The following is a 23,537-nucleotide window of genomic DNA, read 5'->3' as shown; positions in this document are numbered from 1 at the left end:
GGCGCGTGCCCCTGACGACCGATCCGCAGCAACGACGCCGCGCCGACAGCTCTCCGTACGTCGATCTGACGCGCGCACAGTGGAGCGCCCTGCGGGAGAAGACCCCACTGCCCCTGACCGCCGACGAGGTCGAACGGCTGCGGGGCCTGGGCGATGTCATCGACCTCGACGAGGTGCGCGACGTCTACCTCCCGCTGTCCCGGCTCCTCAACCTCTATGTCGGCGCCACCAGCAACCTGCGCGGCGCGCTGAACACCTTCCTCGGCGATGTGGGCGGCGGCCCCCAGCCCGGCACCCCGTTCGTCATCGGGGTCGCGGGCAGTGTGGCGGTCGGGAAGTCCACCACGGCCCGGCTGCTGCAGGCGCTGCTGGCCCGCTGGCCCGAGCACCCGCGCGTCGAGCTGGTCACCACCGACGGCTTCCTGTTTCCCAACGCCGAGCTGCACCGCCGCGGCCTGATGTCCCGTAAGGGTTTCCCCGAGTCCTACGACCGGCGGGCGCTGACCCGCTTCGTCGCGGATGTGAAGGCCGGCAAGGCCGAGGTGACCGCGCCGGTCTACTCCCACCTGATCTACGACATCGTGCCCGGCGAGCGGCTGACCGTGCACCGCCCGGACATCCTCATCGTCGAGGGCCTGAACGTCCTGCAGCCGGCGTTGCCCGGCAAGGACGGCCGCACCCGCCTCGGGCTCGCCGACTTCTTCGACTTCTCCGTCTACGTCGACGCCCGCACCGAGGACATCGAGAAGTGGTACCTCGGCCGCTTCCGCAAGCTGCGCGAGACGGCGTTCCAGAACCCGTTCTCGTACTTCCGCAAGTACACCCAGGTCTCCGAGGACGAAGCCCTCGACTACGCCCGCAAGATGTGGCGGACCATCAACAAGCCCAACCTGCAACAAAATGTGGCCCCGACGCGCGGCCGCGCCAACCTGGTGCTGCGCAAGGGTCCTGACCACAAGGTGCAGCGGCTGTCGTTGCGCAAGCTCTAGGAGTCGCACACCGTGCTGCATCTACGCCTGATCGTCCCCGCCCACCACACGGACGAGGTCCTCCGGCTGCTGGAGAGCACCGTCGGAGTGACCCACCTGGTGGTGCTGAGCGGGGCGGCCCGCGACCCGCAGGGCGACGTGGTGATGTGCGATGTCGCGCGGGAGGCCGGTGACGGGCTACTGGCCCGGCTGCGGGCGATGGACCTGGACAGGACCGGTTCCATCGCGATCGAGAACATCGACCTGTCACTGTCCCACCGGGCGGACCGGGCGGAGGACGAGGCACCGGGCGAGGGCGCCGACGCCGTGCTGTGGGAGTCGCTGGCCGACGCCACCCACGAGGAGTCGACGCTCTCCGCGACCTATCTGGCGTTCCTGACGGTCGCCACGATGATCGCGGCCTGCGGTGTGGTCCTCGACAACGCGATCCTGATCGTCGGCGCGATGGCCGTGGGGCCGGAGTTCGGGCCGCTGGCCGGTATCTGCACCGCGCTCGTCCGGCGGGCCCCACGGCTGGCCTGGCGCTCCCTGGTGGCGCTGCTCGTGGGCTTCGTGGTGGCGATGGCGGTCACCGTGGGCTTCAGCCTCTTCATGGACGCGGTGGGCCTCTTCCACATCGAAGATCTGGACGCCGCGCGCCCGAACACCCACTTCATCTACCGGCCCGACTGGTTCTCCTTCGTCGTCGCCGTGCTCGCCGGAATCGCCGGGGTGCTGTCCCTGACGTCCGCCAAATCTGGCGCCCTGGTGGGCGTGGCGATCTCCGTCACCACCGTCCCGGCCGCCGCCAACGCCGCGGTGGCGCTCGGCTACCAGGAGTACGGCCAGGCCTGGCACTCCATGGAGCAGTTGCTGCTGAACCTGGCGGGCATCGTCCTGGCCGGCACGCTCACCCTGGCGGCACAGAAGCTGCTGTGGGCCCGGCATGACACCGGGCCCGCCCTCCGCTAGGAGGACAGGCCCGGAAATCGGCGAAAGCGCTCAGCCCAACGCCGACTTGACCGCGTCGGCCAGCCGCTCGGCCACCGCCCGCGCCTGCTCGATGTCCGCGGCCTCCACCATCACCCGCACCAGCGGCTCCGTGCCGGACGGCCGCAGCAGCACCCGGCCGGTCGCGCCCAGCTCCCGCTCCGCCTCGGCGACCGCCGCGGTCAGCTCGGGGGAAGTGGTCACCCGCGACCTGTCGACGTCGGGGACGTTGATGAGGATCTGCGGCAGCCGCTCCATGACGCCCACCAGGTCGGCCAGCGGACGGCCGGTCGCGGCGACCCGGGCACCCAGCATCAGCCCGGTCAGCGTGCCGTCGCCGGTGGTGGCGTGGTCCAGCACGATCACGTGCCCGGACTGCTCACCGCCCAGCGCGAAGCCGTGTGCCTTCATCTCCTCCAGGACGTACCGGTCGCCGACCGCGGTCTGGACGAGGTCGATGCCCTCGCGCTCCATGGCGAGCTTGAAACCCAGGTTGGACATCACGGTGGCGACGACGGTGTTCTTGCGCAGCGTCCCCGCCTCGCGCATCCCGAGCGCCAGGACGGCCAGGATCTGGTCGCCGTCGACCTCGTTGCCCTCGCGGTCCACGGCCAGGCACCGGTCCGCGTCGCCGTCGTGGGCGACACCCAGGTCGGCGCCGTGCTCGACGACGGCCGCACGCAGCAGTTGGAGGTGGGTGGAGCCACAGCCGTCGTTGATGTTCAGGCCGTCGGGGTCGGTGCCGATCGTGATGACATCGGCGCCGGCCCGCGCGAACGCCTCGGGCGAGACCCGCGCCGCCGCACCGTGGGCGCCATCGATGACGATCTTCAGCCCGTCCAGGCGGTTGGGCAGGACGCCGACGAGATGCGCGACGTAGTTGTCGAAGCCCTCGTCGTAGACGGTGACCCGGCCGACGCCGGCACCGGTCGGCCGCTCCCACGGCTCACCGGCGCTGTGGGCGCGGTAGGTCTGCTCGATCCGGTTCTCCAGCTCGTCGGCGAGCTTGTGACCGCCGCGGGCGAAGAACTTGATGCCGTTGTCGGGCATCGGGTTGTGACTGGCGGAGAGCATCACGCCGAGGTCCGCACCGAGCGAGCCGGTCAGATAGGCGACCGCCGGGGTCGGGAGCACCCCCACCCGCAGCACGTCCACACCGGCGCTGGCCAGGCCCGCGACGACCGCGGCCTCCAGGAACTCCCCGGACGCGCGTGGATCGCGTCCGACCACCGCCACCGGCCGGTGACCTTCGAAGGTGCCCGCTTCCGCGAGTACATGCGCCGCAGCGACCGACAGACCGAGCGCCAGCTCCGCCGTCAGATCCGCATTGGCGACGCCGCGCACACCGTCCGTGCCGAAGAGTCGTCCCACTGGTGTCCTCCGAGTAGATGAGCTTGGACCAGAGCATTAAGTCCAGGTATACGCCCCGGGTCCTGGATAGCCGAACGCCCCGGCAGCACGAATCCGTGCCACCGGGGCGTTCGCCAAGTGCTGCATGTCGCAGCGAGCGCGGATTAGCGCTTGCTGTACTGCGGCGCCTTACGGGCCTTCTTCAGACCGGCCTTCTTGCGCTCGACCGCACGGTCGTCACGCTTGAGGAACCCGGCCTTCTTCAGCGCGCCGCGGTTGTTGTCCACGTCCGCCTCGTTCAGCGCACGGGCCACGCCCAGGCGCAGCGCACCGGCCTGGCCGGAGATGCCGCCGCCGGAGATGCGGGCAACCACGTCGTAGCGGTTGTCGAGCTCGAGCACCTTGAAGGGCTCGTTGACTTCCTGCTGGTGCACCTTGTTGGGGAAGTAGCCCTCAAGGGTGCGACCGTTGATCTTCCACTGGCCGGTGCCCGGAACGATCCGGACGCGGGCGATGGCGTTCTTGCGACGGCCCAGGCCGGCGGCCGGCTGCGGGTCGCCGAAGCGGGAGGCGAGGGACTCGGAGGTGTACTCCGACTCCACGACCTCGGTCTCAGTGGTGTATTCCTCGACGGCGTCGTCGTTCTCGATGACGGTCTCGGGAGTGGTCTCGGCCACGATGCTCCTCAGAATTCTCTGTCGTCTTAGGGGGTGGCCGGAACTACTGCGCGACCTGGGTGATCTCGAACGGGACCGGCTGCTGCGCAGCGTGCGGGTGCTCGGCGCCCGCGTAGACCTTCAGCTTCGAGAGCATCTGACGGCCGAGGGTGTTCTTGGGGAGCATGCCCTTGATGGCCTTCTCGACGGCCTTCTCGGGGTTCTTGTCGAGCAGCTCGTCGTAGCGGACGGAGCGCAGACCGCCCGGGAAGCCCGAGTGGCGGTAGGCCATCTTCTGGGTCCGCTTGTTGCCGGACAGGTGCACCTTGTCGGCGTTGACGATGATGACGAAGTCACCCATGTCAACGTGCGGCGCGTAGACGGGCTTGTGCTTACCCCGCAGGAGGGACGCGGCCTGGGTGGCCAGACGGCCCAGGACAACGTCCTGCGCGTCAATGATGTGCCACTGGCGCTGGACATCGCCGGGCTTGGGGCTGAACGTACGCACGGTTAGCCTTCGCTTCTTCAGAGGTGGGGTATCCCCAGGGCCTGAGGCCTCGGGGACGGGTCCTGTACTGGTCACCGCTGCCGATCACACCAGCAGGAGCGGCGCTACGGGTGACGCAACCCGATCGTCCGTCGCTGGTCATCGGCCCGGTGGACCGCGTAAGGGCCCCCTCACGTGAGATAGAGCAAGCCAATACGCATAACGAACAGGCAGAATACCGGCCCGGCCCCGGTGGGGTCAAAACGCCCCCCGGACCGGCGCGCGGCACCGGCCTTCGCCCCCCTCACGGTCACCGTGCGTGCCGGCCGCCCTACGCTCCCCCGGCGCCGGCACCGGCACCACAGCGGCGCCTCCGCACAGGCCTACCGCTCCCGCACCACCCGCCGCTCGTCCCACACCGGCTCCGCCGTCTCCCGCACCAGCCCGTCCGAGCCGAACACCAGGAACCGGTCGAAGGACCGCGCGAACCACCGGTCGTGGGTCACCGCCACCACCGTCCCCTCGTACGCCTCCAGCCCCTCCTGCAGCGCCTCGGCCGACTCCAGGTCCAGGTTGTCCGTCGGCTCGTCGAGCAGCAGCGCGGTCGTGCCGGACAGCTCCAGCAGCAGGATCTGGAAGCGCGCCTGCTGGCCGCCGGAGAGCCGTTCGAAGCGCTGCTCGGCCTGCTGCTCCAGCTCGTAGCGGCGCAGCGCCGACATGGCCTGGCCCTTGTTCTTGGCGTGCTCGGTCCACAGGATGTCGAGCAGGGTGCGGCCCATCAGCTCGGGGTGGGCGTGGGTCTGGGCGAAGTGGCCGGGGACCACCCGGGCGCCCAGCTTCCAGCTGCCGGTGTGCGGAACGGGGTTCTGCTCGTCCCCGGCCAGCAGCCGCAGGAAGTGGGACTTGCCCGACCCGTTGGAGCCCAGGACCGCGACCCGCTCCCCGTAGAAGATCTCCAGGGAGAAAGGCTTCATGAGGCCGGTCAGCTCCAGCCCCTCGCAGGTGACCGCCCGCACCCCGGTGCGCCCGCCGCGCAGCCGCATGGTGATGTCCTGCTCGCGCGGCGGCTCCGGCGGCGGCCCGGCCTCCTCGAACTTCTTCAGCCGGGTCTGCGCCGCCGCATAGCGCGAGGCCAGCTCATGGCTGACCGAGGCCGCCTGGCGCAGCGAGACCACCAGCTTCTTGAGCTGCGCATGCTTCTCGTCCCAGCGCCGCCGCAGCTCCTCGAAGCGGGCGAAGCGCTCCTTGCGCGCCTGGTGGTAGGTGTCGAAGCCGCCGCCGTGCACCCAGACGTCGGAGCCCGCGGGGCCCGGCTCCACGCTGACGATCTTCTCCGCGGCCCGGGCCAGCAGCTCCCGGTCGTGCGAGACGAACAGCACCGTCTTACGGGTCTGCCGGAGCTGTTCCTCCAGCCAGCGCTTGCCGGGGACGTCCAGGTAGTTGTCCGGCTCGTCCAGCAGCAGCACCTCGTCCGTGCCGCGCAGCAGCGACTCCAGCACCAGCCGCTTCTGCTCACCCCCGGACAGCGTGCGCACCTGCCGCCACTGCGCCTTCTCGTACGGCATCCCCAGGGCCGCCGTCGTGCAGATGTCCCAGGCCGTCTCGGCCTCGTAGCCGCGCGCCTCGGCCCAGTCGCTGAGCGCCTGGGCATAGGCCATCTGCGCGGCCTCGTCGTCGCCCTCGGCACTCATCATCGCCAGCTCGGCGGCGTCCACCGCCGCTGCCGCCGCCCTGATCCGCGGCTGCGCCACGGAGACCAGCAGGTCGCGCACCGTGCGCTCGTCCCGTACGGAGCCCACGAACTGCGGCATCACGCCCAGCCCGCCGCTGACCGTCACCGCCCCGCCGTGCGGCTGGAGCTCCCCCGCGATCAGCCGCAGCAGTGTCGTCTTTCCGGCGCCGTTGGCTCCCACCAGCGCGACCGACGCGCCCTCCCCCACCCGGAAGGACACGTCTCCCAGCAGGACCCTCCCGTCCGGCAGGTAGTACTCCAGATGTCCGGCCTCAAGATGTCCCATGAGCGGGATTGTGACCGGCCTCCGCGCGTTCCACCAACCCCATTAGGATGCGCGGCATGAGCTTTGGGCAAGGGGGGCCGTTCGACGGCCCCGGGGGTTCTTCGTCGTCCACTCCGGACTGGGGTGCACTCGCCGAGGAGAGCGAGGCACAGACCCGCCGCAAACGCCGGCTGTGGATCGGCGGCGGAGCGCTGGCGGCCCTCGCGGTGGCCGGCATCGTCACCTTCGCCGTCATAGCCGGCGGCAGTGGCTCGCCGGGCGGCAACCCGACGGCGTCGCCCACGGCGTCCGACCAGGCCGCGGCGCCGGACGACCAGCCGTCCTTCCCCGACGTCTCCGTGCCGCCCCCGCCCAACCCGCGGGACTACATCTCCGACCCCAAGAAGGACCGGGCGCCGCTCACCCCGGCCACCCTCTTCGCGCAGAAGAGCATGGTCGTCGGCGCGCACACCTACCCGCGCACCAAGACCGCCACCACCAAGGACTGCACCGCCGCCGCCCAGGGGCCGCTGGTCTCCTCGCTGTCCCACAACGGCTGCAAGCAGCTGCTGCGTGCCACCTACGCCAAGGGCGGCGTCGCGGTCACCCTCGGCATCGCGGTCTTCGACTCGCCCGACCGGGCCGCCAAGGTCATGAACGAGAACAAGGCCAACCTGATGCCGCTGCCCGGCGGCGCGGTCCCCTCGGACTTCTGCCAGGGCACGAAGTGCCGGATGGCGACCAATGCCACCGGCCGCTACGTCTACTTCACGATCGCCGGCTACCTCAACGGCAAGGACGTCACCGCCGCGGAGACCAAGGCCCGCCAGATCGCCCGGGACGGCGGCGCCTACGCGTTCAGCCAGATCACCCAGCGCGGCAAGGACCAGGCCGCCAAGGCTGCCGAACAGCAGCTCAAGGACGCCCAGAAGAAGGCCGGCAAGTCCTGACCGTTTCCGGTGGCGCCGCCCTTCCCGGCGGCGCCCCGAAGGCTCCACGGTTCACCGCAAGGCTCCACGAGCCACCGCAAGGCTCCACGAGCCACCCCTCAGCAGCAGCCGCCCCCGCCGCCGGCCCCGGGCAGCGTCCGCTTGTTCCGCGCCTCCTGGTTGCGCGCCATCAGCAGCTCGTCGGCCGGATAGCCGACCTCCTCCAGCGTCAGCCCGTGCGGCCGTACGACATGGACGGCGGAGTCCCGCACCCCGGCGGCCAGCACCTTCCCGGGCCACTCCACCGGCCGGTGCCCGTCGCCGACGAACAGCATCGCCCCCACCAGCGACCGCACCATGTTGTGGCAGAAGGCGTCCGCCCGCACGGCAGCCGTGATGACCCCGTCCGCCCCGCGCACCCAGCTCAGCTCCTGCAGCGTGCGGATCGTCGTCGCGCCCTCCCGCCGCTTGCAGTACGCCGCGAAGTCGTGCTCCCCCAGCAGCGGCCGCGAGGCCTCGTTCATCGCCTCGACGTCCAGCTCCCAGTCGTGCCACAGCACATGGCCGCGCAGCAGCGGATCCACGCCCCCGTGGTGATCGGTCACCCGGTACGCATACCGCCGCCAGATCGCCGAGAACCGCGCATTGAACCCGTACGGCGCCTCGGCCAGCCGCCACACCCGTACGTCCTTGGGCAGCCGCCCCGCCAGCCGCCGCAGCAGCTTGTCCTGATGCTCGGCCCACACCGCCGCGGGCAGGTCCACGTGCGCCACCTGCCCCCGCGCATGCACCCCCGCATCCGTCCGCCCCGCCACGGTGAGCTCATAGGTCTGTCCGGACCGGGTCACGGTCCGCAGCGCGTCCTCGATCTCCCCCTGCACGGTCCGCCGGCCACCGGCCTGCTTCGCCCACCCGGAGAAGTCCTTTCCGTCGTAGGAAAGGTCCATCCGCACCCGGACGAACCCGGGCTCCACTTCGTCACTCACGACAGCAATCCTCCCTCACGCCACGGGCAGCCGTTCCGCACGGGCCCCTCCCCCGGGCACGACGTCCGGGGCACGGTGGACCGCCCCCGCCACCGCCCGCCCGCGCATGCGAAAGCGGGCCCGCCCCGAAGGGCGGACCCGCTCACACGTCGGTCAGGACTCAGGCGTCCTTCGACTCCTCGGCCGCCTCGGCAGCCGGGGCCGCCTCCGCGTCCTTGGCCGCACGCTTCGTCGCGGCCTCGGCCTCACCGGTGGCCTGCTGGGCCACGGTCAGCGCCTCCACCAGCTCGATGACGGCCATGGGCGCGTTGTCGCCACGGCGGTTACCGATCTTGGTGATGCGGGTGTAGCCACCCGGGCGGTTCTCGAACCGCGGGCCGATCTCCGTGAAGAGCGTGTGCACGATGCTCTTGTCCGAGATCAGCTGCATGACCTGACGGCGGTTGTGAAGGTCGCCCTTCTTCGCCTTGGTCACCAGACGCTCCGCGTACGGACGCAGACGACGGGCCTTGGCCTCGGTCGTCGTGATGCGGCCGTGCTCGAAGAGCGAGGTGGCCAGGTTACGCAGCATCAGGCGCTCGTGCGCAGCGCTGCCGCCCAGACGGGCACCCTTGGCGGGCTTCGGCATGGTGTATCTCCTTCATAGCTGCACCGGCCGTATCAGGTACCGGTGTCAGTTCCCACGAGGCGGCCGCCCCATGGAAGATCACACGTCTGTGGTCCGAGGCGCGCCCCGGACCACAGACGGTCGAACTCAGTACTGCTCGGTCTCCACGAACCCGGCGTCCGCGTCGTCGTCCGCGCCGAACGCGTCGGCGGCGGCGGTCGGGTCGAATCCGGGCGGGCTGTCCTTGAGGGCCAGGCCCATGCCGGCCAGCTTCGCCTTGACCTCGTCGATCGACTTCGCACCGAAGTTGCGGATGTCGAGCAGGTCGGCCTCGGAGCGCGCCACGAGCTCACCCACGGAGTGGATGCCCTCACGCTTGAGGCAGTTGTACGAGCGGACCGTGAGCTCCAGCTCCTCGATCGGCAGCGCCAGGTCGGCGGCGAGGGCGGCGTCCGTCGGGGACGGGCCCATGTCGATGCCCTCGGCGTCGATGTTGAGCTCACGCGCCAGACCGAACAGCTCGACCAGGGTCTTGCCGGCGGACGCCATGGCGTCACGCGGGCGCATGGCCTGCTTGGTCTCGACGTCGACGATCAGCTTGTCGAAGTCGGTGCGCTGCTCGACACGGGTCGCCTCGACCTTGTACGTGACCTTGAGCACCGGCGAGTAGATGGAGTCGACCGGGATACGGCCGATCTCCTGGCCCACCTGCTTGTTCTGGACGGCGGAGACGTAGCCGCGACCGCGCTCGACGGTCAGCTCCATCTCCAGCTTGCCCTTGCCGTTGAGCGTGGCGAGAACCAGGTCCGGGTTGTGCACCTCGACACCGGCCGGCGGGGCGATGTCCGCGGCGGTGACCAGGCCGGGGCCCTGCTTGCGCAGGTACATCACGACCGGCTCGTCGTGCTCCGAGGAGACGACCAGCTGCTTGATGTTGAGGATGAGGTCGGTGACGTCCTCCTTGACGCCCGGCACGGTGGTGAACTCGTGCAGGACACCGTCGATGCGGATGGACGTGACCGCCGCACCCGGGATCGAGGACAGGAGGGTCCGACGCAGGGAGTTGCCGAGGGTGTAACCGAAGCCCGGCTCCAGCGGCTCGATCACGAACCGGGAGCGGTATTCGTCGACGACCTCTTCGGTCAACGAGGGACGCTGAGCAATCAGCATGGTTTTGATCCTTCAGTCGTGGACGCCCGCTATTTGACGCCCGCTGTACTGACAAGGGTACGGGCGGCACGGCGCCATCGGCTCCGTACCGCCCCCACCGGTCAGCTCTTACTTGGAGTAGAGCTCAACGATCAGCTGCTCCTGCACCTGGGTGTCGATCACCTGGCGCTCGGGCATGCTGTGCACGAGGATCCGCAGGTTCGAGGGGATCGCTTCCAGCCAGGCCGGAACGGTCCTCTCGCCGGCCTCGGCCTGCGCCACCGCGAACGGGGTCAGGTTCCGAGAGCCCTGGCGGACCTCGACGATGTCGTTCACGGCCACGCGAGCTGACGGAATGTCGGTCTTGCGGCCGTTCACCGTGATGTGTCCGTGACGGACCAGCTGACGCGCGTGGTCGCGGGACTTGGCAAAGCCGGCCCGGTAGACCACGTTGTCGAGACGCGTCTCAAGGATGCGCAGAAGGTTCTCACCGGTCTTGCCGGTCTTCTGGTTCGCTTCCTTGTAGTAGTTCACGAACTGCTTCTCCAGGACACCGTAGATACGGCTGCACTTCTGCTTCTCACGAAGCTGCAGCAGGTACTCGCTGTCCTTGGTGCGCCCGCGACCGTGCTCACCCGGGGGGTAAGGACGGATCTCGATCGGGCACTTTGCGCTCTCGCACTTGCTCCCCTTGAGGAAGAGCTTCTGCTTCTCCCGACGGCAACGCTTGCAGTCGGCCCCGGTGTAACGCGCCATATTGTTTTGTCTCCTACTTCAGCTGGTCAGACGCGGCGGCGCTTGGGCGGGCGGCATCCGTTGTGCGGAGTGGGGGTGACGTCCTGGATCGAACCCACCTCGAGGCCGGTGGCCTGGAGGGAGCGGATCGCGGTCTCACGGCCGGAGCCGGGACCCTTGACGAAGACGTCGACCTTGCGCATGCCGTGCTCCTGCGCGCGGCGGGCGGCCGACTCGGCGGCCATCTGCGCGGCGAAGGGGGTGGACTTGCGCGAGCCCTTGAAGCCGACGTGGCCGGCAGAGGCCCAAGAGATCACGTTGCCCGTGGGGTCGGTGATCGAAACGATCGTGTTGTTGAACGTGCTCTTGATGTGAGCGTGCCCGTGGGCAACGTTCTTCTTCTCCTTGCGGCGCACCTTCTTGGCGCCGGCCGTACGGCCCTTCGGAGGCATTCATTACTCCCGTGGAGGTGGTCGGTCCTACAGCGAAGACCGCTTGCAGGGGTCCGGGGGGGCGTCCCCCGGAGCACACAGTGCGTCCTGCTGAGGACTACTTCTTGCCCGGCTTCTTCTTGCCGGCGATCGCGCGACGCGGACCCTTGCGGGTACGGGCGTTCGTGCTGGTGCGCTGACCGTGCACCGGCAGACCGCGACGGTGACGCAGACCCTGGTAGCAGCCGATCTCGACCTTGCGGCGGATGTCGGCCTGGATCTCGCGACGGAGGTCACCCTCGGTCTTGAGATTGTTGTCCACGAACTCGCGGATCTTGATGAGGTCTTCCTCGGCAAGATCGCGAACACGGGTGTTCGGGTCCACGCCGGTGGCGGCGAGGGTCTGCTGCGACAGCGTCCGCCCGATACCGAAGACGTAGGTGAGGGCGACCTCCACACGCTTTTCGCGCGGGAGATCAACGCCTGCGAGGCGTGCCATTGATGTGGCTCCTGAGGGCTATTCGGAGGTCTTCCGCAGCACCGTTCCCGTAAGACTCTGCAGAATTACGAGCCGGGTCCCCGGCCTCCGAGCCGGGGGTGTCGTCCCCACGCGAGTGATGCGGGGGTCGGGTGACTGCGTATGTACGTATGTGCTTGCGTCGCGCGAAAACTGCGAAATGCAGGTGGTCGGCGTGCGTCAGCCCTGGCGCTGCTTGTGGCGCAGGTTGTCGCAGATGACCATGACCCGGCCGTGGCGGCGGATCACCTTGCACTTGTCGCAGATCTTCTTGACGCTCGGCTTGACCTTCATGGGATGTGAGGTTCTCCGGGTCAGTGCCGTCACCCCACGGGAGCGGGGCGCCGACAAGATCTACTTGTAGCGGTAGACGATCCGGCCACGCGTCAGGTCGTAGGGAGAGAGCTCCACGACGACCCGGTCATCCGGGAGGATACGGATGTAGTGCATCCGCATCTTTCCGCTGATGTGCGCGAGGACCTTGTGACCGTTCTGGAGCTCCACCTTGAACATGGCGTTCGGGAGGGACTCGATCACGGTGCCCTCGATCTCGATGGCACCTTGCTTCTTGGCCACGCTTCGCCCTTCGAATCGGCTACCTTGATCGACTATCCCGCACCACACCCTCGACCAAGAGGGCATACGGATGCACGAGAGCCGACGCGTTAGTCTACGTCAGCGCCCAGCAAAAGACGAATCCAGGATTATTGCCCACCCGGGGAGATCCTTACGCCCGGGGCCGGTCGCCCGGGCGCGTCAAGGCGGCCGGCGCGGGGCATGTCAGGGCGCCGGCGCAGGGCGTGTCAGGGCGCCGGGGCGGGTCGGGCGAAGGGGTCTCCCCCTGACCCTTAAGACCTTGGGGAAGGGTCGGGCGCCGCGGTGATCCCCAGCTCGGCGAGCTTGGCCTTGCCGCCGTCCGGCGCGGTCAGCACCAGCGGGCCGTCCTCGGTCAGCGCGACCGAGTGCTCCCAGTGTGAGGACCAGCTGCCGTCGTTCGACTTGACCGTCCAGTCGTCGTCGAGGACGTGGGTCTTGGCCGTGCCGAGATTGACCATCGGCTCGATGGCGATGCAGAAGCCGGGCACCAGCTTGGGGCCGCGGCCGCGCTTGCGGTCGACGTAGTTCAGCAGATGCGGGTCCATGTGCATCTGCGAGCCGATGCCGTGGCCGCCGTAGTCCTCGACGATGCCGTACTTACCGCTGCTGGGGCGCGGCTGGCGGCGGATGTAGCCCTCGATCGCCTTGGAGATGTCGACCAGCCGGTTGCCCTTGGCGACCGCCGCGATACCGGCCCACATCGACTCCTCGGTGACCCGGCTCAGCTCGACCAGCTCCGCGGAGTGGCCGGAGCCGACGAAGGCGGTGTACGCCGCGTCGCCGTGCCAGCCGTCGATGATCGCGCCGCAGTCGATGGAGATGATGTCGCCGTCCTGCAGCACCGTCTCGGTGTCGGGGATGCCGTGGACCACGACATCGTTGACCGAGGTGCAGATCGTCGCGGGGAAGCCGCCGTAACCGAGGAAGTTCGACTTCGCTCCGTGCTCGGCGAGCACCTTGCGTGCCGCGTCGTCCAGGTCCTTGGTCGTGGCGCCGGGCACCGCGGCCTCCCGGGTCGCCGCGTGAATGGCGGCGACCACCAGCCCCGCCTCGCGCATCTTCGCGATCTGCTCGGGGGTCTTGATCTCCACCATGACGGCTGGCGCCTTCCTGAACCGACTGCAACGCATATCCGGCGGTCTGCACGACCGCCCCGTACACGATACGGCCGCGGTACCCCTTGCGGGCACCGCGGCCGTATCGGATGAACCGTCTGCTGCTACGCGTCCCGCGACGGCAGGGCCGCCATGGAGCGCCGGGTGACCTCGTCGACCTTCCCCATCGCGGGGATGGTGACGACCAGGTCCTGGTCCTTGTAGTAGTCGATGATCGGCTCGGTCTCCGTGTGGTAGACCTCCAGCCGCTTGCGGACGGTCTCCTCGCGGTCGTCGTCCCGCTGGTACAGCTCGCCGCCGCAGACGTCGCAGACGCCCTCGGCCTTCGGCTGGTTGTACTCCGCGTGGAAGACGTGGCTGGAGTCGTTGCGGCAGATGCGCCGGCCGGCGATCCGCTTGACGACCTCGTCCTCCGGAACCTCCAGGTCCAGGACGGCGTCCAGCTTGAGGTTCTTGTCCTTGAGGTACTCGTCCAGCGCCTTGGCCTGGCCAAGGTTGCGCGGGAAGCCGTCCAGGAGGAAACCGCCTGCCGCGTCGGGCTGCTCCATACGGTCCTCGGCCATCGCAATGGTGACCGAGTCGGGCACCAGGTTGCCGGCGTCCATGTACGACTTCGCCTCGCGGCCGAGGGGCGTGCCCTGGCTGATGTTGGCGCGGAACAGGTCCCCCGTGGAGATGTGCGGGATCTCGAGGTTCTTGGCAAGGTACGCAGCCTGCGTACCCTTGCCGGCCCCCGGGGGTCCGACGAGGACGATTCGCATCAGCGGAGGAACCCTTCGTAGTTGCGCTGCTGAAGCTGGCTCTCGATCTGCTTCACGGTCTCCAGACCCACACCCACGATGATCAGGATGCTCGTCCCGCCGAACGGGAAGTTCTGGTTCGCGTTGAAAAGCACCAACGCCACTGTTGGTACGAGCGCGATCAGCCCCAGGTACAGCGAGCCCGGCCACGTGATCCGGTTGAGCACGTAGCTGAGGTACTCGGCCGTCGGGCGACCAGCCCGGATACCCGGGATGAAGCCACCATACTTCTTCATGTTGTCGGCAACTTCTTCGGGGTTGAAGCTGATGGCGACGTAGAAGAAGGCGAAGAACACGATCAGCAGGAAGTACGTAACGATGTAAACCGGGTGATTTCCCTTGGTGAAGTTGGTGGCGATCCACGTCGCCCATGCCGCCTTCGACCCGCTGAACTGTGCAATGAGGGCTGGAATGTAGAGCAGCGATGACGCGAAGATGACGGGAATCACACCCGCCTGGTTCACCTTGAGCGGGATGTAAGTGGACGTTCCGCCATAGGACCGGCGGCCGATCATCCGCTTCGCGTACTGCACCGGGATACGCCGCTGGGCCTGCTCGACGAAGACCACCAGGGCGACCATCGCCAGGCCCACCGCGATCACCGCGAAGAACTCGATCCAGCCGTCGGCCAGCTTGCCGGTGAGCTTGATCTGCCACAGCGCGCCCGGGAAGCCGGCTGCGATCGAGATGAACATCAGGATCGACATGCCGTTGCCGATACCGCGGTCGGTGACGAGCTCACCGAGCCACATGATCAGGCCGGTGCCGGCGGTCATCGTGATGACCATGGTGATCGTGGTGAAGATCGAGTCGCTGGGGACGATCTCGCTGGCGACCGGGCAGCTCTGGAAGAGCGCACCACTGCGGGCCGTGGCCACCAGGCCGGTGCCCTGCAGGATGGCGAGCGCCACGGTCAGATAGCGGGTGTACTGGGTGATCTTCGCCTGCCCGGACTGGCCCTCTTTCTTGAGGGCTTCCAGCCGCGGGATCACCACGGTCAGCAGCTGGAGGATGATGCTCGCCGTGATGTACGGCATGATTCCCAGCGCGAAGATCGTGATCTGCAGCAGCGCACCACCGCTGAACATGTTCACCAGGGCGAACAACCCGCTGCTCCCGCCGGCCTGCTTCATGCAGGTCTCGACGTTCGCATAGTTGACCCCGGGGACCGGGACGTGTGCGCCGATCCGGTAGAGCACGATGATGCCCAATGTGAACAGCAGCTTCTTGCGCAGGTCGGGCGTCTTGAACGCTCGGGCGAACGCGGTGAGCACGGTGCCTCCTGCGCCTCCCGCCTTGAGTGCGAGAGGTGACGGTCTTGAGGATCGACGAATACGGAGCGGGCAAAAACCGCGCGGACACGGCCCGCGCGGCGGGGGTCCGGGCCAGAGCCCGGAAAACAACAGTCCATCCCACCTTACCGGCGACCATACCCCCGTGGAACGACCAACCGGGGATGCCCCAAACGATGGGCATCCCCGGTCAGTTGAGTCAGCGAACTCAGATGAGTTCGGTGACGGTGCCGCCGGCAGCGGCGATCTTCTCCTTGGCGGAGCCGGAAACGGCGTCAACCGTCACCTGCAGCGCCACGGAGATCTCGCCGGCGCCGAGCACCTTGACGAGCTCGTTCTTGCGCACCGCGCCCTTGGCGACCAGGTCGGTCACCGTGACCTCGCCACCCTGCGGGTAGAGCGCGGCCAGCTTGTCCAGGTTCACGACCTGGAACTGCTTGTGGGCGGGGTTCTTGAAGCCCTTCAGCTTCGGGAGGCGCATGTGGAGGGGCATCTGCCCGCCCTCGAAGCGCTCCGGAACCTGGTAACGGGCCTTCGTGCCCTTGGTACCACGACCAGCGGTCTTACCCTTGGACGCCTCACCACGACCGACACGGGTCTTGGCGGTCTTGGCGCCCGGGGCGGGCCGGAGGTTGTGGACCTTCAGCGGGTTGGTCTCCGCCATGTCAGTCGACCTCCTCAACCGTCACGAGGTGGCGGACGGTGTGCACCATTCCGCGGAACTCGGGGCGGTCCTCCTTGACAACCACGTCGTTGAGCCGCTTGAGGCCCAGCGAACGGAGGGTGTCGCGGTGGTTCTGCTTGCTACCGATGAAGGACTTCGTCTGCGTGATCTTGAGGTGCGCCATTACGCGGTCACCCCGGCACGCGCCCGCAGCAGAGCGGCGGGAGCAACGTCCTCCAGCGGCAGGCCACGACGGGCCGCGATCTCCTCGGGGCGCTGAAGGCCCTGAAGCGCGGTCACCGTGGCGTGCACGATGTTGATCGGGTTCGACGAACCGAGCGACTTGCTCAGCACGTCGTGGATGCCCGCGCACTCCAGAACGGCACGCACGGGGCCACCGGCGATCACACCGGTACCGGGGGAAGCCGGCTTGAGCAGGACGACGCCCGCAGCCTTCTCGCCCTGGATGGGGTGAGGGATGGTGCCCTGGATACGGGGGACCTTGAAGAAGTTCTTCTTGGCCTCTTCCACGCCCTTGGCGATGGCAGCCGGAACTTCCTTGGCCTTGCCGTAACCGACACCTACGGTGCCGTCACCGTCGCCCACCACGACCAGCGCGGTGAAGCTGAAGCGACGGCCACCCTTGACAACCTTGGCGACACGGTTGATCGCGACAACGCGCTCAACGTATGCGGTCTTCTCGGCGGCAGCGCCACCGTCGCGACCCTTCCGGTCCCGCCGCTCGCCGCCACCGGCACCGCTCCCGCGGCGCTGGGGTCCAGCCATTGGATTTACCTCTCTCTGTTACGTCCGCTAGCTCCGGAACCGGGGCTTAGAACTTCAGCCCGGCTTCGCGGGCGGCGTCGGCCAGAGCGGCAATCCGCCCGGCGTACTGCTTGCCACCACGGTCGAACACGACGGCCTCGACACCGGCGGCCTTGGCACGCTCGGCGACCAGGGAACCGACCTGCTTGGCCTGAGCGCTCTTGTCGCCCTCGCCACCACGGATCGACGCGTCCAGGCTCGACGCCGAGGCCAGCGTGTGGCCCGCGATGTCGTCGATGACCTGAGCGGTGATGCCACGGTTGGACCGCGTCACCACCAGACGCGGACGGTCCGGGGTACCCGAAATCCGCTTACGGATGCGGATGTGGCGCCGCTTCGCGGCGGCCCGCTTGTAAGCGTCGCCCTTGGCGATCTTCACACCGTATGCCATGGCTTACTTACCAGCCTTTCCGACCTTGCGGCGGATGACCTCGCCGGCGTACTTGACGCCCTTGGCCTTGTACGGGTCAGGCTTGCGCAGCTTGCGGATGTTCGCCGCAACCTCGCCGACCTTCTGCTTGTCGATGCCCTCGACGCTGAGCTTGGTCGGGGACTCGACCTTGAAGGAGATGCCCTCGGGGGCCTCGATCAGGATCGGGTGGCTGTAGCCCAGGGAGAACTCCAGGTTGGAGCCCTTCGCCTGGACGCGGTAACCGACACCGCTGATCTCGAGCGCCTTGCTGAATCCCTGGGTCACGCCGGTGATCATGTTCGCCACCAGCGTGCGGGACAGGCCGTGCAGGGCCTTGTTCTGACGCTCGTCGTTCGGGCGGGAGACGTTGATGACGCCGTCCTCACCCTTGGCGACCTCGATGGGCGCCGCGACGGTGTGCGAGAGGGAACCCTTGGGGCCCTTCACCGCGACCGTACGGCCATCGATGGTGACGTCCACACCAGCGGGAACCTGGATGGGCAGCTTGCCAATACGCGACATTAGCTATTCCTCCGTTCCCTGGTTACCAGACGTAGGCGAGGACTTCCCCACCCACGCCCTTCTTGCTGGCCTGCTGACCGGTCAGGAGACCGTGGGACGTGGAGATGATCGCCACGCCCAGGCCGCCGAGGACCTTCGGCAGGTTGGTGGACTTTGCGTAGACCCGCAGGCCCGGCTTCGAGATCCGCTTGATGCCGGCGATCGAGCGCTCGCGGTTCGGGCCGAACTTCAGCTCGAGGACGAGGTTCTTGCCAACCTCGGCGTCCTCGACGCGCCAGCCGGTGATGTAACCCTCCTGCTGGAGGATCTCCGCGATGTGCGACTTGATCTTGCTGTGCGGCATCACGACGGTGTCGTGGTATGCCGAGTTCGCGTTCCGCAGACGGGTCAGCATGTCTGCGATGGGATCAGTCATGGTCATGAATTGGCCTTCGGCCTCTCTCGCCGGGGTTTCCTATGTGCGCCATCCCTCTCCCCGATCAGAGTCGGGACGGGTGCGGCGCGGGGACCTACGGCGTAGTAAGCGACTTTATGCGGGCTCGGCCCGCGGTCGGTCTCGGACGGCGGGGCGCCCAAACCCTTCTACCCTACGGGAAAAGGGGGGCGGGCGCCCGCCGGCCGAATGCTTACCGAGAGCTTCTGGTCATCCCAACTAGGGGATTACCAGGAGCTCTTGGTCACGCCCGGCAGCTCGCCACGGTGAGCCATCTCACGAAGGCACACGCGGCACAGGCCGAACTTGCGGTAGACGGAGTGCGGACGGCCGCAGCGCTGGCAACGCGTGTACGCGCGGACAGCAAACTTCGGCTTACGAGCCGCCTTAGCGATCAGAGCCTTCTTCGCCACGGTCAGTTCTCCTTGAACGGGAAGCCGAGGTGACGAAGCAGGGCGCGGCCCTCATCGTCGTTGGACGCCGTGGTGACCACGGTGATGTCCATGCCCCGCGTCCGGTCGATCTTGTCCTGGTCGATCTCGTGGAACATGACCTGCTCCGTGAGACCGAAGGTGTAGTTGCCCCGACCGTCGAACTGCTTCGGGGACAGACCACGGAAGTCGCGGATGCGCGGCAGCGCCAGCGACAGCAGGCGGTCCAGGAACTCCCACATGCGGTCACCGCGGAGGGTGACGTGGGCACCGATCGGCTGGCCCTCACGCAGCTTGAACTGCGCGATGGACTTACGGGCCTTGGTGACGGCCGGCTTCTGTCCGGTGATCGTGGTGAGGTCGCGGATGGCGCCCTCGATCAGCTTGGAGTCGCGGGCGGCGTCGCCCACACCCATGTTGACCACGATCTTGGTCAGACCGGGGATCTGCATGACGTTCTCGAGCGAGAACTCGTCCTTCAGCTTCCCGGCGATCTCTTCGCGGTAGCGCGTCTTGAGACGCGGCGCGTTGGTGGTGGCAGTCATCAGATGTCCTCACCGGTCCGCTTGGCAACGCGGATCTTGTTGCCCTCGTCGTCGAAGCGGTATCCGACGCGGGTGACGACCTTGTTGCCGTCCTTCTCCACCACGAGCTGAACGTTGCTCACGTGGACAGGGGCTTCGGTCGTCACGATGCCGCCGGTCTTCGAACCACGAGCGGTCTGTCCGGCCTTGGTGTGCTTCTTGACCCGGTTGACACCCTCGACCAGGACACGGTCCTCGCGGGGGAAGGCCTGGATGACCTTGCCCTGCTTGCCCTTGTCCTTACCGGTGATGACCTGGACCAGGTCGCCCTTCTTGATCTTCATCGGTTACAGCACCTCCGGCGCGAGCGAGATGATCTTCATGAACTTCTTCTCGCGCAGCTCCCGGCCCACGGGGCCGAAGATGCGGGTGCCGCGGGGGTCGCCATCGTTCTTGAGGATGACGGCCGCGTTCTCGTCGAAGCGGATGTACGAGCCGTCCGGACGGCGGCGCTCCTTGACGGTCCGAACGATGACCGCCTTGATGACGTCACCCTTCTTCACGTTGCCACCGGGGATCGCATCCTTCACGGTGGCGACGATGACGTCACCGATGCCCGCGTAGCGGCGACCGGAACCACCGAGAACACGGATGCAAAGGATCTCCTTCGCACCAGTGTTGTCGGCGACCCGAAGTCGCGACTCCTGCTGGATCACGTCTATCTCCTGTGTGTCTGCCGGTTCCCGGCAGGGGCCGCCTCGTACGAGACGAAGCCCCTGCCGAGCCTGGCGGAACTGTTCCTAGGGGGTCCCCCTAGGAGGGATTACTTGGCCTTCTCGAGGATCTCGACGATGCGCCAGCGCTTCGTGGCGGACAGCGGCCGGGTCTCCATCAGGAGGACGCGGTCGCCGACACCGGCAGCGTTCTGCTCGTCGTGCGCCTTGAGCTTGTTGGTACGGCGGATGACCTTGCCGTACAGCGCGTGCTTGACACGGTCCTCGACAGCGACGACGACGGTCTTGTCCATCTTGTCGCTGACGACGAGACCCTCACGGGTCTTGCGGAAACCGCGCTCGTTCGTCTCAGTCACATTCTTCTCGCTCATCAGGCGCTCTCCACCGTCTCGATGCCCAGCTCGCGCTCACGCATCAGGGTGTAGATCCGGGCGATGTCCTTACGGACGGACTTGAGCCGACCGTGGTTCTCGAGCTGTCCGGTCGCCGCCTGGAAGCGGAGGTTGAACAGCTCCTCCTTGGCCTCACGAAGCTTGCCGACGAGGTCCTCGTCATTCAGCTCGCGCAGCTCGGTCGCCTTGATACCGGCCGCCATCACGACTCACCTGCCTCGCGCCGCACAATGCGGCACTTCATCGGAAGCTTGTGGGCGGCGCGGGTCAGCGCCTCCTTGGCAACCTTTTCGTTCGGGAAGGACAGCTCGAACATCACCCGACCGGGCTTGACGTTCGCGACCCACCACTCGGGAGAACCCTTACCGGAACCCATGCGGGTTTCGGCCGGCTTCTTCGTGAGCGGGCGGTCCGGGTAAATGTTGATCCAGACCTTGCCGCCACGCTTGATGTGACGGGTCATCGCGATACGAGCGGACTCGATCTGACGGTTCGTCACGTAAGCCGGGGTGACGGCCTGGATGCCGTACTCACCGAAGGCCAGCTCGGTGCCACCCTTGGCCATACCGCTGCGCTTCGGGTGGTGCTGCTTGCGGTGCTTGACCCTGCGAGGGATCAGCATGTCGGTCAGGCCTCCGTTCCGGGGGTCTCCGCCGGAGCAGCGGCTGCGGCCTCGGCCTTGGGGGCCTCGGCAGCGGCGGTCTGCTGCTGCGGCTTGCGGCCACCGCGGCCGCCACGCTCGCCACCGCGGCGCGGGCGGTCGTTGCCGCCACCGCGGGCCGGGCGGTTACCCGCACGGGCGGCAGCGTTCTCGGCACGCACCTCGGCGATGTTCTTGACGTCGCCCTTGTAGATCCAGACCTTCACACCGATACGGCCGAAGGTGGTCTTGGCCTCGAAGAAGCCGTAGTCGACGTTCGCACGGAGCGTGTGCAGGGGCACACGGCCCTCGCGGTAGAACTCCGAGCGGGACATCTCGGCGCCGCCGAGACGGCCACCACACTGGATCTTGATGCCCTTGGCGCCGGCCTTCATCGTCGACTGCATGCTCTTACGCATGGCGCGACGGAAGGAGACGCGGGAGGACAGCTGCTCGGCGACGGCCTGGGCCACCAGCTGAGCATCGGTCTCGGGGTTCTTGACCTCGAGGATGTTCAGCTGGACCTGCTTGCCGGTCAGCTTCTCCAGCTCGCCGCGGATGCGGTCCGCCTCGGCGCCGCGGCGGCCGATGACGATGCCCGGACGAGCGGTGTGGATGTCAACGCGGACGCGCTCACGGGTGCGCTCGATCTCCACCTTGGAGATACCGGCGCGCTCCATGCCCTTCGTCATCATGCGACGAATGGCGACGTCTTCCTTGACGTAGTCCTTGTACAGCTTGTCGGCGTACCAACGCGACTTGAAGTCGGTGGTGATGCCGAGCCGGAACCCGTGCGGGTTAACCTTCTGGCCCATTACCGGGTTCCTTCCTTGCTGCTGACGACCACGGTGATGTGGCTGGTCCGCTTGCGGATCCGGTAGGCACGGCCCTGGGCGCGCGGACGGAACCGCTTCAGGGTCGGGCCCTCGTCGACATATGCCTCGGAGATGACGAGGCTGCCGGCGTCGGTGTGGTCGTAGTTGTGCGCGGCGTTGGCAATGGCGCTGTCCAGCACCTTGCCCACCGGCACGCTCGCGGCCTGCGGGGCGAAACGCAGGACCGCCTGAGCCTCCGTGGCATTCATGCCACGGATAAGGTCCACCACGCGGCGGGCCTTCATGGGCGTGACGCGGATGTACCGCGCCTGGGCCCTGGCTTCCATGGTTGTCCCTTCGGTGTCAGTCATAGTCTTCGCACTCCGCCGATCAACGACGCCGCGACTTGCGGTCGTCCTTCTCGTGGCCGCGGAAGGTGCGGGTCGGCGCAAACTCGCCGAGCTTGTGGCCGACCATCGACTCGGTGACGAACACCGGGACGTGCTTGCGGCCGTCGTGCACCGCGATCGTGTGGCCGAGCATGGCCGGGACGATCATGGAGCGGCGGGACCAGGTCTTGATGACGTTCTTGGTGCCGGCATCGTTCTGAACATCCACCTTCTTGGAAAGGTGGTCGTCGACGAAGGGCCCCTTCTTGAGACTGCGCGGCATCTAAACCCGCTCCTAGCGCTTCTTGTTCGTCTTGCGGCGGCGGACGATGTACTTGTTGCTCGCCTTCTTCGGCGAACGAGTACGACCCTCCTTCTGACCCCACGGCGAGACCGGGTGGCGACCACCGGAAGTCTTGCCTTCACCACCACCGTGCGGGTGGTCGACGGGGTTCATCACGACACCACGCACGGTCGGGCGGACGCCCTTCCAGCGCATGCGGCCGGCCTTACCCCAGTTGATGTTCGACTGCTCGGCGTTGCCGACCTCGCCGACGGTGGCGCGGCAGCGCACGTCGACCAGGCGGATCTCACCGGACGGCATACGAAGGTGAGCCATGCGGCCCTCCTTCGCCAGCAGCTGCACGGAGGCACCGGCCGAGCGGGCGAACTTCGCACCGCCGCCCGGACGCAGCTCGATCGCGTGGATCGTCGTACCCACGGGGATGTGGCGCAGCGGCAGGTTGTTGCCCGGCTTGATGTCGGCGCCAGCGCCGTTCTCAATCCGAGCACCCTGGACCAGGCCACGGGGCGCGATGATGTAGCGCTTCTCGCCGTCTGCGTAGTGCAGGAGCGCGATGCGCGCGGTGCGGTTCGGGTCGTACTCGATGTGCGCGACCTTGGCCGGCACGCCGTCCTTGTCGTGACGACGGAAGTCGATCACTCGGTAGGCGCGCTTGTGGCCACCGCCCTGGTGGCGAACGGTCACACGACCGGCGTTGTTACGGCCGCCCTTGCTGTGCAGCGGGCGGACCAGCGACTTCTCCGGCGTGGACCGCGTGATCTCGACAAAGTCGGCGACGCTGGAGCCACGACGGCCCGGGGTCGTCGGCTTGTACTTGCGGATACCCATTTCTCAGTCCTCGTCCGA

The 23,537-nt window shown here is 67.7% G+C and carries 35 protein-coding genes; 3 read left to right on the top strand and 32 right to left on the bottom strand.

Annotated elements, in window-relative coordinates; genetic code table 11:
• Window positions 1–5 precede the first annotated feature (5 nt).
• Together coaA and OHS81_RS20605 are read left to right on the top strand one after the other, a co-directional pair.
• Complete coding sequence (gene coaA / locus OHS81_RS20610; protein ID WP_328386155.1) at window positions 6–989, top strand: type I pantothenate kinase; 984 nt, start codon at window positions 6–8, stop codon at window positions 987–989.
• Between the two features lie 12 nt (window positions 990–1,001).
• Window positions 1,002–1,940, top strand: coding sequence for a DUF389 domain-containing protein (locus OHS81_RS20605; RefSeq protein ID WP_328386154.1), 939 nt, complete (start codon window positions 1,002–1,004; stop codon window positions 1,938–1,940).
• A 30-nt stretch (window positions 1,941–1,970) separates the two neighbouring features.
• On the opposite strand, the gene glmM is transcribed toward OHS81_RS20605, so the two are convergent.
• The 4 genes from glmM to OHS81_RS20585 all read right to left on the bottom strand — a co-directional run bounded on the left by glmM (window position 1,971) and on the right by OHS81_RS20585 (window position 6,469).
• Window positions 1,971–3,329: a phosphoglucosamine mutase gene (glmM, locus tag OHS81_RS20600; protein WP_328386153.1), complete on the bottom strand. Its 1,359-nt coding sequence runs from the start codon at window positions 3,327–3,329 to the stop codon at window positions 1,971–1,973.
• A 143-nt stretch (window positions 3,330–3,472) separates the two neighbouring features.
• The gene (gene rpsI / locus OHS81_RS20595) at window positions 3,473–3,985 is read right to left on the bottom strand and encodes a 30S ribosomal protein S9 (RefSeq protein ID WP_018090882.1); all 513 of its coding nucleotides are present in this window, start codon (window positions 3,983–3,985) and stop codon (window positions 3,473–3,475) included.
• A 43-nt stretch (window positions 3,986–4,028) separates the two neighbouring features.
• Window positions 4,029–4,472, bottom strand: a complete 444-nt coding sequence (gene rplM, locus OHS81_RS20590) for a 50S ribosomal protein L13 (protein WP_006604900.1) — start codon at window positions 4,470–4,472, stop codon at window positions 4,029–4,031.
• Between the two features lie 362 nt (window positions 4,473–4,834).
• Window positions 4,835–6,469: an ABC-F family ATP-binding cassette domain-containing protein gene (locus OHS81_RS20585; RefSeq protein ID WP_328386152.1), complete on the bottom strand. Its 1,635-nt coding sequence runs from the start codon at window positions 6,467–6,469 to the stop codon at window positions 4,835–4,837.
• Between the two features lie 56 nt (window positions 6,470–6,525).
• Here OHS81_RS20585 and OHS81_RS20580 point away from each other — a divergent pair, with 56 nt between their 5' ends.
• Window positions 6,526–7,398, top strand: a complete 873-nt coding sequence (locus tag OHS81_RS20580) for a hypothetical protein (protein ID WP_328386151.1) — start codon at window positions 6,526–6,528, stop codon at window positions 7,396–7,398.
• Between the two features lie 98 nt (window positions 7,399–7,496).
• Here the strand turns inward: OHS81_RS20580 and truA are convergent, their stop codons facing one another.
• The 28 genes from truA to rplB form a co-directional block, all read right to left on the bottom strand.
• Complete coding sequence (truA, locus tag OHS81_RS20575) at window positions 7,497–8,363, bottom strand: tRNA pseudouridine(38-40) synthase TruA (RefSeq protein ID WP_328386150.1); 867 nt, start codon at window positions 8,361–8,363, stop codon at window positions 7,497–7,499.
• A gap of 160 nt (window positions 8,364–8,523) precedes the next feature.
• Window positions 8,524–8,991 carry a 50S ribosomal protein L17 gene (rplQ, locus tag OHS81_RS20570; protein ID WP_328386149.1) on the bottom strand — a complete coding sequence of 156 codons (468 nt, stop codon included), beginning with the start codon at window positions 8,989–8,991 and terminating at the stop codon, window positions 8,524–8,526.
• A gap of 126 nt (window positions 8,992–9,117) precedes the next feature.
• The gene (locus OHS81_RS20565; RefSeq protein ID WP_003956430.1) at window positions 9,118–10,140 is read right to left on the bottom strand and encodes a DNA-directed RNA polymerase subunit alpha; all 1,023 of its coding nucleotides are present in this window, start codon (window positions 10,138–10,140) and stop codon (window positions 9,118–9,120) included.
• Between the two features lie 108 nt (window positions 10,141–10,248).
• The gene (rpsD, locus tag OHS81_RS20560) at window positions 10,249–10,875 is read right to left on the bottom strand and encodes a 30S ribosomal protein S4 (protein WP_311623450.1); all 627 of its coding nucleotides are present in this window, start codon (window positions 10,873–10,875) and stop codon (window positions 10,249–10,251) included.
• 26 nt (window positions 10,876–10,901) lie between these two features.
• Complete coding sequence (rpsK, locus tag OHS81_RS20555) at window positions 10,902–11,306, bottom strand: 30S ribosomal protein S11 (protein WP_004571845.1); 405 nt, start codon at window positions 11,304–11,306, stop codon at window positions 10,902–10,904.
• A gap of 97 nt (window positions 11,307–11,403) precedes the next feature.
• Window positions 11,404–11,784 carry a 30S ribosomal protein S13 gene (gene rpsM / locus OHS81_RS20550; RefSeq protein WP_129295752.1) on the bottom strand — a complete coding sequence of 127 codons (381 nt, stop codon included), beginning with the start codon at window positions 11,782–11,784 and terminating at the stop codon, window positions 11,404–11,406.
• Between the two features lie 198 nt (window positions 11,785–11,982).
• Window positions 11,983–12,096: a 50S ribosomal protein L36 gene (rpmJ, locus tag OHS81_RS20545; RefSeq protein WP_003956441.1), complete on the bottom strand. Its 114-nt coding sequence runs from the start codon at window positions 12,094–12,096 to the stop codon at window positions 11,983–11,985.
• 60 nt (window positions 12,097–12,156) lie between these two features.
• Complete coding sequence (infA, locus tag OHS81_RS20540; protein ID WP_003956442.1) at window positions 12,157–12,378, bottom strand: translation initiation factor IF-1; 222 nt, start codon at window positions 12,376–12,378, stop codon at window positions 12,157–12,159.
• 272 nt (window positions 12,379–12,650) lie between these two features.
• Window positions 12,651–13,493, bottom strand: coding sequence for a type I methionyl aminopeptidase (gene map, locus OHS81_RS20535; protein ID WP_328386148.1), 843 nt, complete (start codon window positions 13,491–13,493; stop codon window positions 12,651–12,653).
• A gap of 125 nt (window positions 13,494–13,618) precedes the next feature.
• Window positions 13,619–14,275: an adenylate kinase gene (locus OHS81_RS20530; protein WP_328386147.1), complete on the bottom strand. Its 657-nt coding sequence runs from the start codon at window positions 14,273–14,275 to the stop codon at window positions 13,619–13,621.
• Window positions 14,275–15,588, bottom strand: a complete 1,314-nt coding sequence (secY, locus tag OHS81_RS20525; RefSeq protein ID WP_088798401.1) for a preprotein translocase subunit SecY — start codon at window positions 15,586–15,588, stop codon at window positions 14,275–14,277. The genes OHS81_RS20530 and secY overlap by 1 nt, the downstream gene beginning before the upstream one ends.
• 226 nt (window positions 15,589–15,814) lie before the next feature.
• Complete coding sequence (gene rplO, locus OHS81_RS20520; protein ID WP_328386146.1) at window positions 15,815–16,270, bottom strand: 50S ribosomal protein L15; 456 nt, start codon at window positions 16,268–16,270, stop codon at window positions 15,815–15,817.
• A 1-nt stretch (window position 16,271) separates the two neighbouring features.
• Complete coding sequence (rpmD, locus tag OHS81_RS20515) at window positions 16,272–16,454, bottom strand: 50S ribosomal protein L30 (RefSeq protein ID WP_030074796.1); 183 nt, start codon at window positions 16,452–16,454, stop codon at window positions 16,272–16,274.
• Window positions 16,454–17,056, bottom strand: coding sequence for a 30S ribosomal protein S5 (gene rpsE / locus OHS81_RS20510; RefSeq protein ID WP_006604888.1), 603 nt, complete (start codon window positions 17,054–17,056; stop codon window positions 16,454–16,456). Before rpsE ends, rpmD begins: the two co-directional genes overlap by 1 nt.
• Before the next feature lie 46 nt (window positions 17,057–17,102).
• Window positions 17,103–17,486 carry a 50S ribosomal protein L18 gene (gene rplR, locus OHS81_RS20505; protein WP_327156251.1) on the bottom strand — a complete coding sequence of 128 codons (384 nt, stop codon included), beginning with the start codon at window positions 17,484–17,486 and terminating at the stop codon, window positions 17,103–17,105.
• Between the two features lie 3 nt (window positions 17,487–17,489).
• Window positions 17,490–18,029 carry a 50S ribosomal protein L6 gene (gene rplF / locus OHS81_RS20500; RefSeq protein WP_129295747.1) on the bottom strand — a complete coding sequence of 180 codons (540 nt, stop codon included), beginning with the start codon at window positions 18,027–18,029 and terminating at the stop codon, window positions 17,490–17,492.
• A 22-nt stretch (window positions 18,030–18,051) separates the two neighbouring features.
• On the bottom strand, window positions 18,052–18,450 hold the full coding sequence (rpsH, locus tag OHS81_RS20495) for a 30S ribosomal protein S8 (RefSeq protein ID WP_006604885.1): 399 nt from the start codon (window positions 18,448–18,450) through the stop codon (window positions 18,052–18,054).
• 239 nt (window positions 18,451–18,689) lie between these two features.
• Window positions 18,690–18,875: a type Z 30S ribosomal protein S14 gene (locus tag OHS81_RS20490; protein ID WP_004571834.1), complete on the bottom strand. Its 186-nt coding sequence runs from the start codon at window positions 18,873–18,875 to the stop codon at window positions 18,690–18,692.
• Between the two features lie 2 nt (window positions 18,876–18,877).
• The gene (gene rplE / locus OHS81_RS20485; RefSeq protein WP_086717611.1) at window positions 18,878–19,438 is read right to left on the bottom strand and encodes a 50S ribosomal protein L5; all 561 of its coding nucleotides are present in this window, start codon (window positions 19,436–19,438) and stop codon (window positions 18,878–18,880) included.
• Complete coding sequence (rplX, locus tag OHS81_RS20480; RefSeq protein ID WP_006604883.1) at window positions 19,438–19,761, bottom strand: 50S ribosomal protein L24; 324 nt, start codon at window positions 19,759–19,761, stop codon at window positions 19,438–19,440. The genes rplE and rplX overlap by 1 nt, the downstream gene beginning before the upstream one ends.
• A gap of 3 nt (window positions 19,762–19,764) precedes the next feature.
• Window positions 19,765–20,133: a 50S ribosomal protein L14 gene (rplN, locus tag OHS81_RS20475; protein ID WP_003992364.1), complete on the bottom strand. Its 369-nt coding sequence runs from the start codon at window positions 20,131–20,133 to the stop codon at window positions 19,765–19,767.
• Window positions 20,134–20,240: 107 nt separating this feature from the next.
• Window positions 20,241–20,522: a 30S ribosomal protein S17 gene (rpsQ, locus tag OHS81_RS20470; RefSeq protein WP_006604882.1), complete on the bottom strand. Its 282-nt coding sequence runs from the start codon at window positions 20,520–20,522 to the stop codon at window positions 20,241–20,243.
• Entirely contained in the window at window positions 20,522–20,746 is a 225-nt protein-coding gene (gene rpmC / locus OHS81_RS20465; protein WP_030074787.1) for a 50S ribosomal protein L29, read from the bottom strand. Before rpmC ends, rpsQ begins: the two co-directional genes overlap by 1 nt.
• Window positions 20,746–21,165 (bottom strand): 50S ribosomal protein L16, encoded by a 420-nt coding sequence (rplP, locus tag OHS81_RS20460; RefSeq protein ID WP_006604880.1) that lies wholly within the window; start codon window positions 21,163–21,165, stop codon window positions 20,746–20,748. The genes rpmC and rplP overlap by 1 nt, the downstream gene beginning before the upstream one ends.
• 5 nt (window positions 21,166–21,170) lie before the next feature.
• Window positions 21,171–21,998, bottom strand: a complete 828-nt coding sequence (rpsC, locus tag OHS81_RS20455) for a 30S ribosomal protein S3 (RefSeq protein WP_030986147.1) — start codon at window positions 21,996–21,998, stop codon at window positions 21,171–21,173.
• The gene (rplV, locus tag OHS81_RS20450; RefSeq protein ID WP_037839423.1) at window positions 21,998–22,345 is read right to left on the bottom strand and encodes a 50S ribosomal protein L22; all 348 of its coding nucleotides are present in this window, start codon (window positions 22,343–22,345) and stop codon (window positions 21,998–22,000) included. The genes rpsC and rplV overlap by 1 nt, the downstream gene beginning before the upstream one ends.
• Before the next feature lie 43 nt (window positions 22,346–22,388).
• Entirely contained in the window at window positions 22,389–22,670 is a 282-nt protein-coding gene (gene rpsS / locus OHS81_RS20445; protein WP_018090899.1) for a 30S ribosomal protein S19, read from the bottom strand.
• A gap of 12 nt (window positions 22,671–22,682) precedes the next feature.
• A complete protein-coding gene (rplB, locus tag OHS81_RS20440; protein WP_088798407.1) occupies window positions 22,683–23,519 on the bottom strand; it encodes a 50S ribosomal protein L2 in 837 nt (278 codons plus the stop codon).
• Window positions 23,520–23,537 lie beyond the last annotated feature (18 nt).

Origin of the sequence: Streptomyces sp. NBC_00400, from assembly GCF_036048035.1 — a bacterium.
Lineage (GTDB): Bacteria > Actinomycetota > Actinomycetes > Streptomycetales > Streptomycetaceae > Streptomyces.
Note: the sequence above shows the minus strand (reverse complement) of the source record. Positions and strands in the feature narration are given on the sequence as shown.

Excerpts from the sequence above, each read along its gene's own strand:
- rpsE (WP_006604888.1), bottom strand. The coding sequence starts at position 17,056 with ATGGCTGGACCCCAGCGCCGCGGGAGCGGTGCCGGTGGCGGCGAGCGG.
- OHS81_RS20580 (WP_328386151.1), top strand. The coding sequence starts at position 6,526 with ATGAGCTTTGGGCAAGGGGGGCCGTTCGACGGCCCCGGGGGTTCTTCG.
- rpmD (WP_030074796.1), bottom strand. The coding sequence starts at position 16,454 with ATGGCGCACCTCAAGATCACGCAGACGAAGTCCTTCATCGGTAGCAAG.
- rpsD (WP_311623450.1), bottom strand. The coding sequence starts at position 10,875 with ATGGCGCGTTACACCGGGGCCGACTGCAAGCGTTGCCGTCGGGAGAAG.
- rplE (WP_086717611.1), bottom strand. The coding sequence starts at position 19,438 with ATGACTGCCACCACCAACGCGCCGCGTCTCAAGACGCGCTACCGCGAA.
- rplB (WP_088798407.1), bottom strand. The coding sequence starts at position 23,519 with ATGGGTATCCGCAAGTACAAGCCGACGACCCCGGGCCGTCGTGGCTCC.
- rpsC (WP_030986147.1), bottom strand. The coding sequence starts at position 21,998 with ATGGGCCAGAAGGTTAACCCGCACGGGTTCCGGCTCGGCATCACCACC.
- map (WP_328386148.1), bottom strand. The coding sequence starts at position 13,493 with ATGGTGGAGATCAAGACCCCCGAGCAGATCGCGAAGATGCGCGAGGCG.
- rplP (WP_006604880.1), bottom strand. The coding sequence starts at position 21,165 with ATGCTGATCCCTCGCAGGGTCAAGCACCGCAAGCAGCACCACCCGAAG.
- rpsK (WP_004571845.1), bottom strand. The coding sequence starts at position 11,306 with ATGCCTCCGAAGGGCCGTACGGCCGGCGCCAAGAAGGTGCGCCGCAAG.
- rpsH (WP_006604885.1), bottom strand. The coding sequence starts at position 18,450 with ATGACCATGACTGATCCCATCGCAGACATGCTGACCCGTCTGCGGAAC.
- rplQ (WP_328386149.1), bottom strand. The coding sequence starts at position 8,991 with ATGCCGAAGCCCGCCAAGGGTGCCCGTCTGGGCGGCAGCGCTGCGCAC.
- rplV (WP_037839423.1), bottom strand. The coding sequence starts at position 22,345 with ATGGAAGCCAGGGCCCAGGCGCGGTACATCCGCGTCACGCCCATGAAG.
- rplX (WP_006604883.1), bottom strand. The coding sequence starts at position 19,761 with ATGAAGATCAAGAAGGGCGACCTGGTCCAGGTCATCACCGGTAAGGAC.
- rpsM (WP_129295752.1), bottom strand. The coding sequence starts at position 11,784 with ATGGCACGCCTCGCAGGCGTTGATCTCCCGCGCGAAAAGCGTGTGGAG.
- OHS81_RS20565 (WP_003956430.1), bottom strand. The coding sequence starts at position 10,140 with ATGCTGATTGCTCAGCGTCCCTCGTTGACCGAAGAGGTCGTCGACGAA.
- rpsQ (WP_006604882.1), bottom strand. The coding sequence starts at position 20,522 with ATGAGCGAGAAGAATGTGACTGAGACGAACGAGCGCGGTTTCCGCAAG.
- rpsS (WP_018090899.1), bottom strand. The coding sequence starts at position 22,670 with ATGCCGCGCAGTCTCAAGAAGGGGCCCTTCGTCGACGACCACCTTTCC.
- OHS81_RS20585 (WP_328386152.1), bottom strand. The coding sequence starts at position 6,469 with ATGGGACATCTTGAGGCCGGACATCTGGAGTACTACCTGCCGGACGGG.
- rplF (WP_129295747.1), bottom strand. The coding sequence starts at position 18,029 with ATGTCGCGTATTGGCAAGCTGCCCATCCAGGTTCCCGCTGGTGTGGAC.
- rpmJ (WP_003956441.1), bottom strand. The coding sequence starts at position 12,096 with ATGAAGGTCAAGCCGAGCGTCAAGAAGATCTGCGACAAGTGCAAGGTG.
- rplR (WP_327156251.1), bottom strand. The coding sequence starts at position 17,486 with ATGGCATACGGTGTGAAGATCGCCAAGGGCGACGCTTACAAGCGGGCC.
- OHS81_RS20530 (WP_328386147.1), bottom strand. The coding sequence starts at position 14,275 with ATGCGAATCGTCCTCGTCGGACCCCCGGGGGCCGGCAAGGGTACGCAG.
- rplO (WP_328386146.1), bottom strand. The coding sequence starts at position 16,270 with ATGGCGGAGACCAACCCGCTGAAGGTCCACAACCTCCGGCCCGCCCCG.
- rpmC (WP_030074787.1), bottom strand. The coding sequence starts at position 20,746 with ATGGCGGCCGGTATCAAGGCGACCGAGCTGCGCGAGCTGAATGACGAG.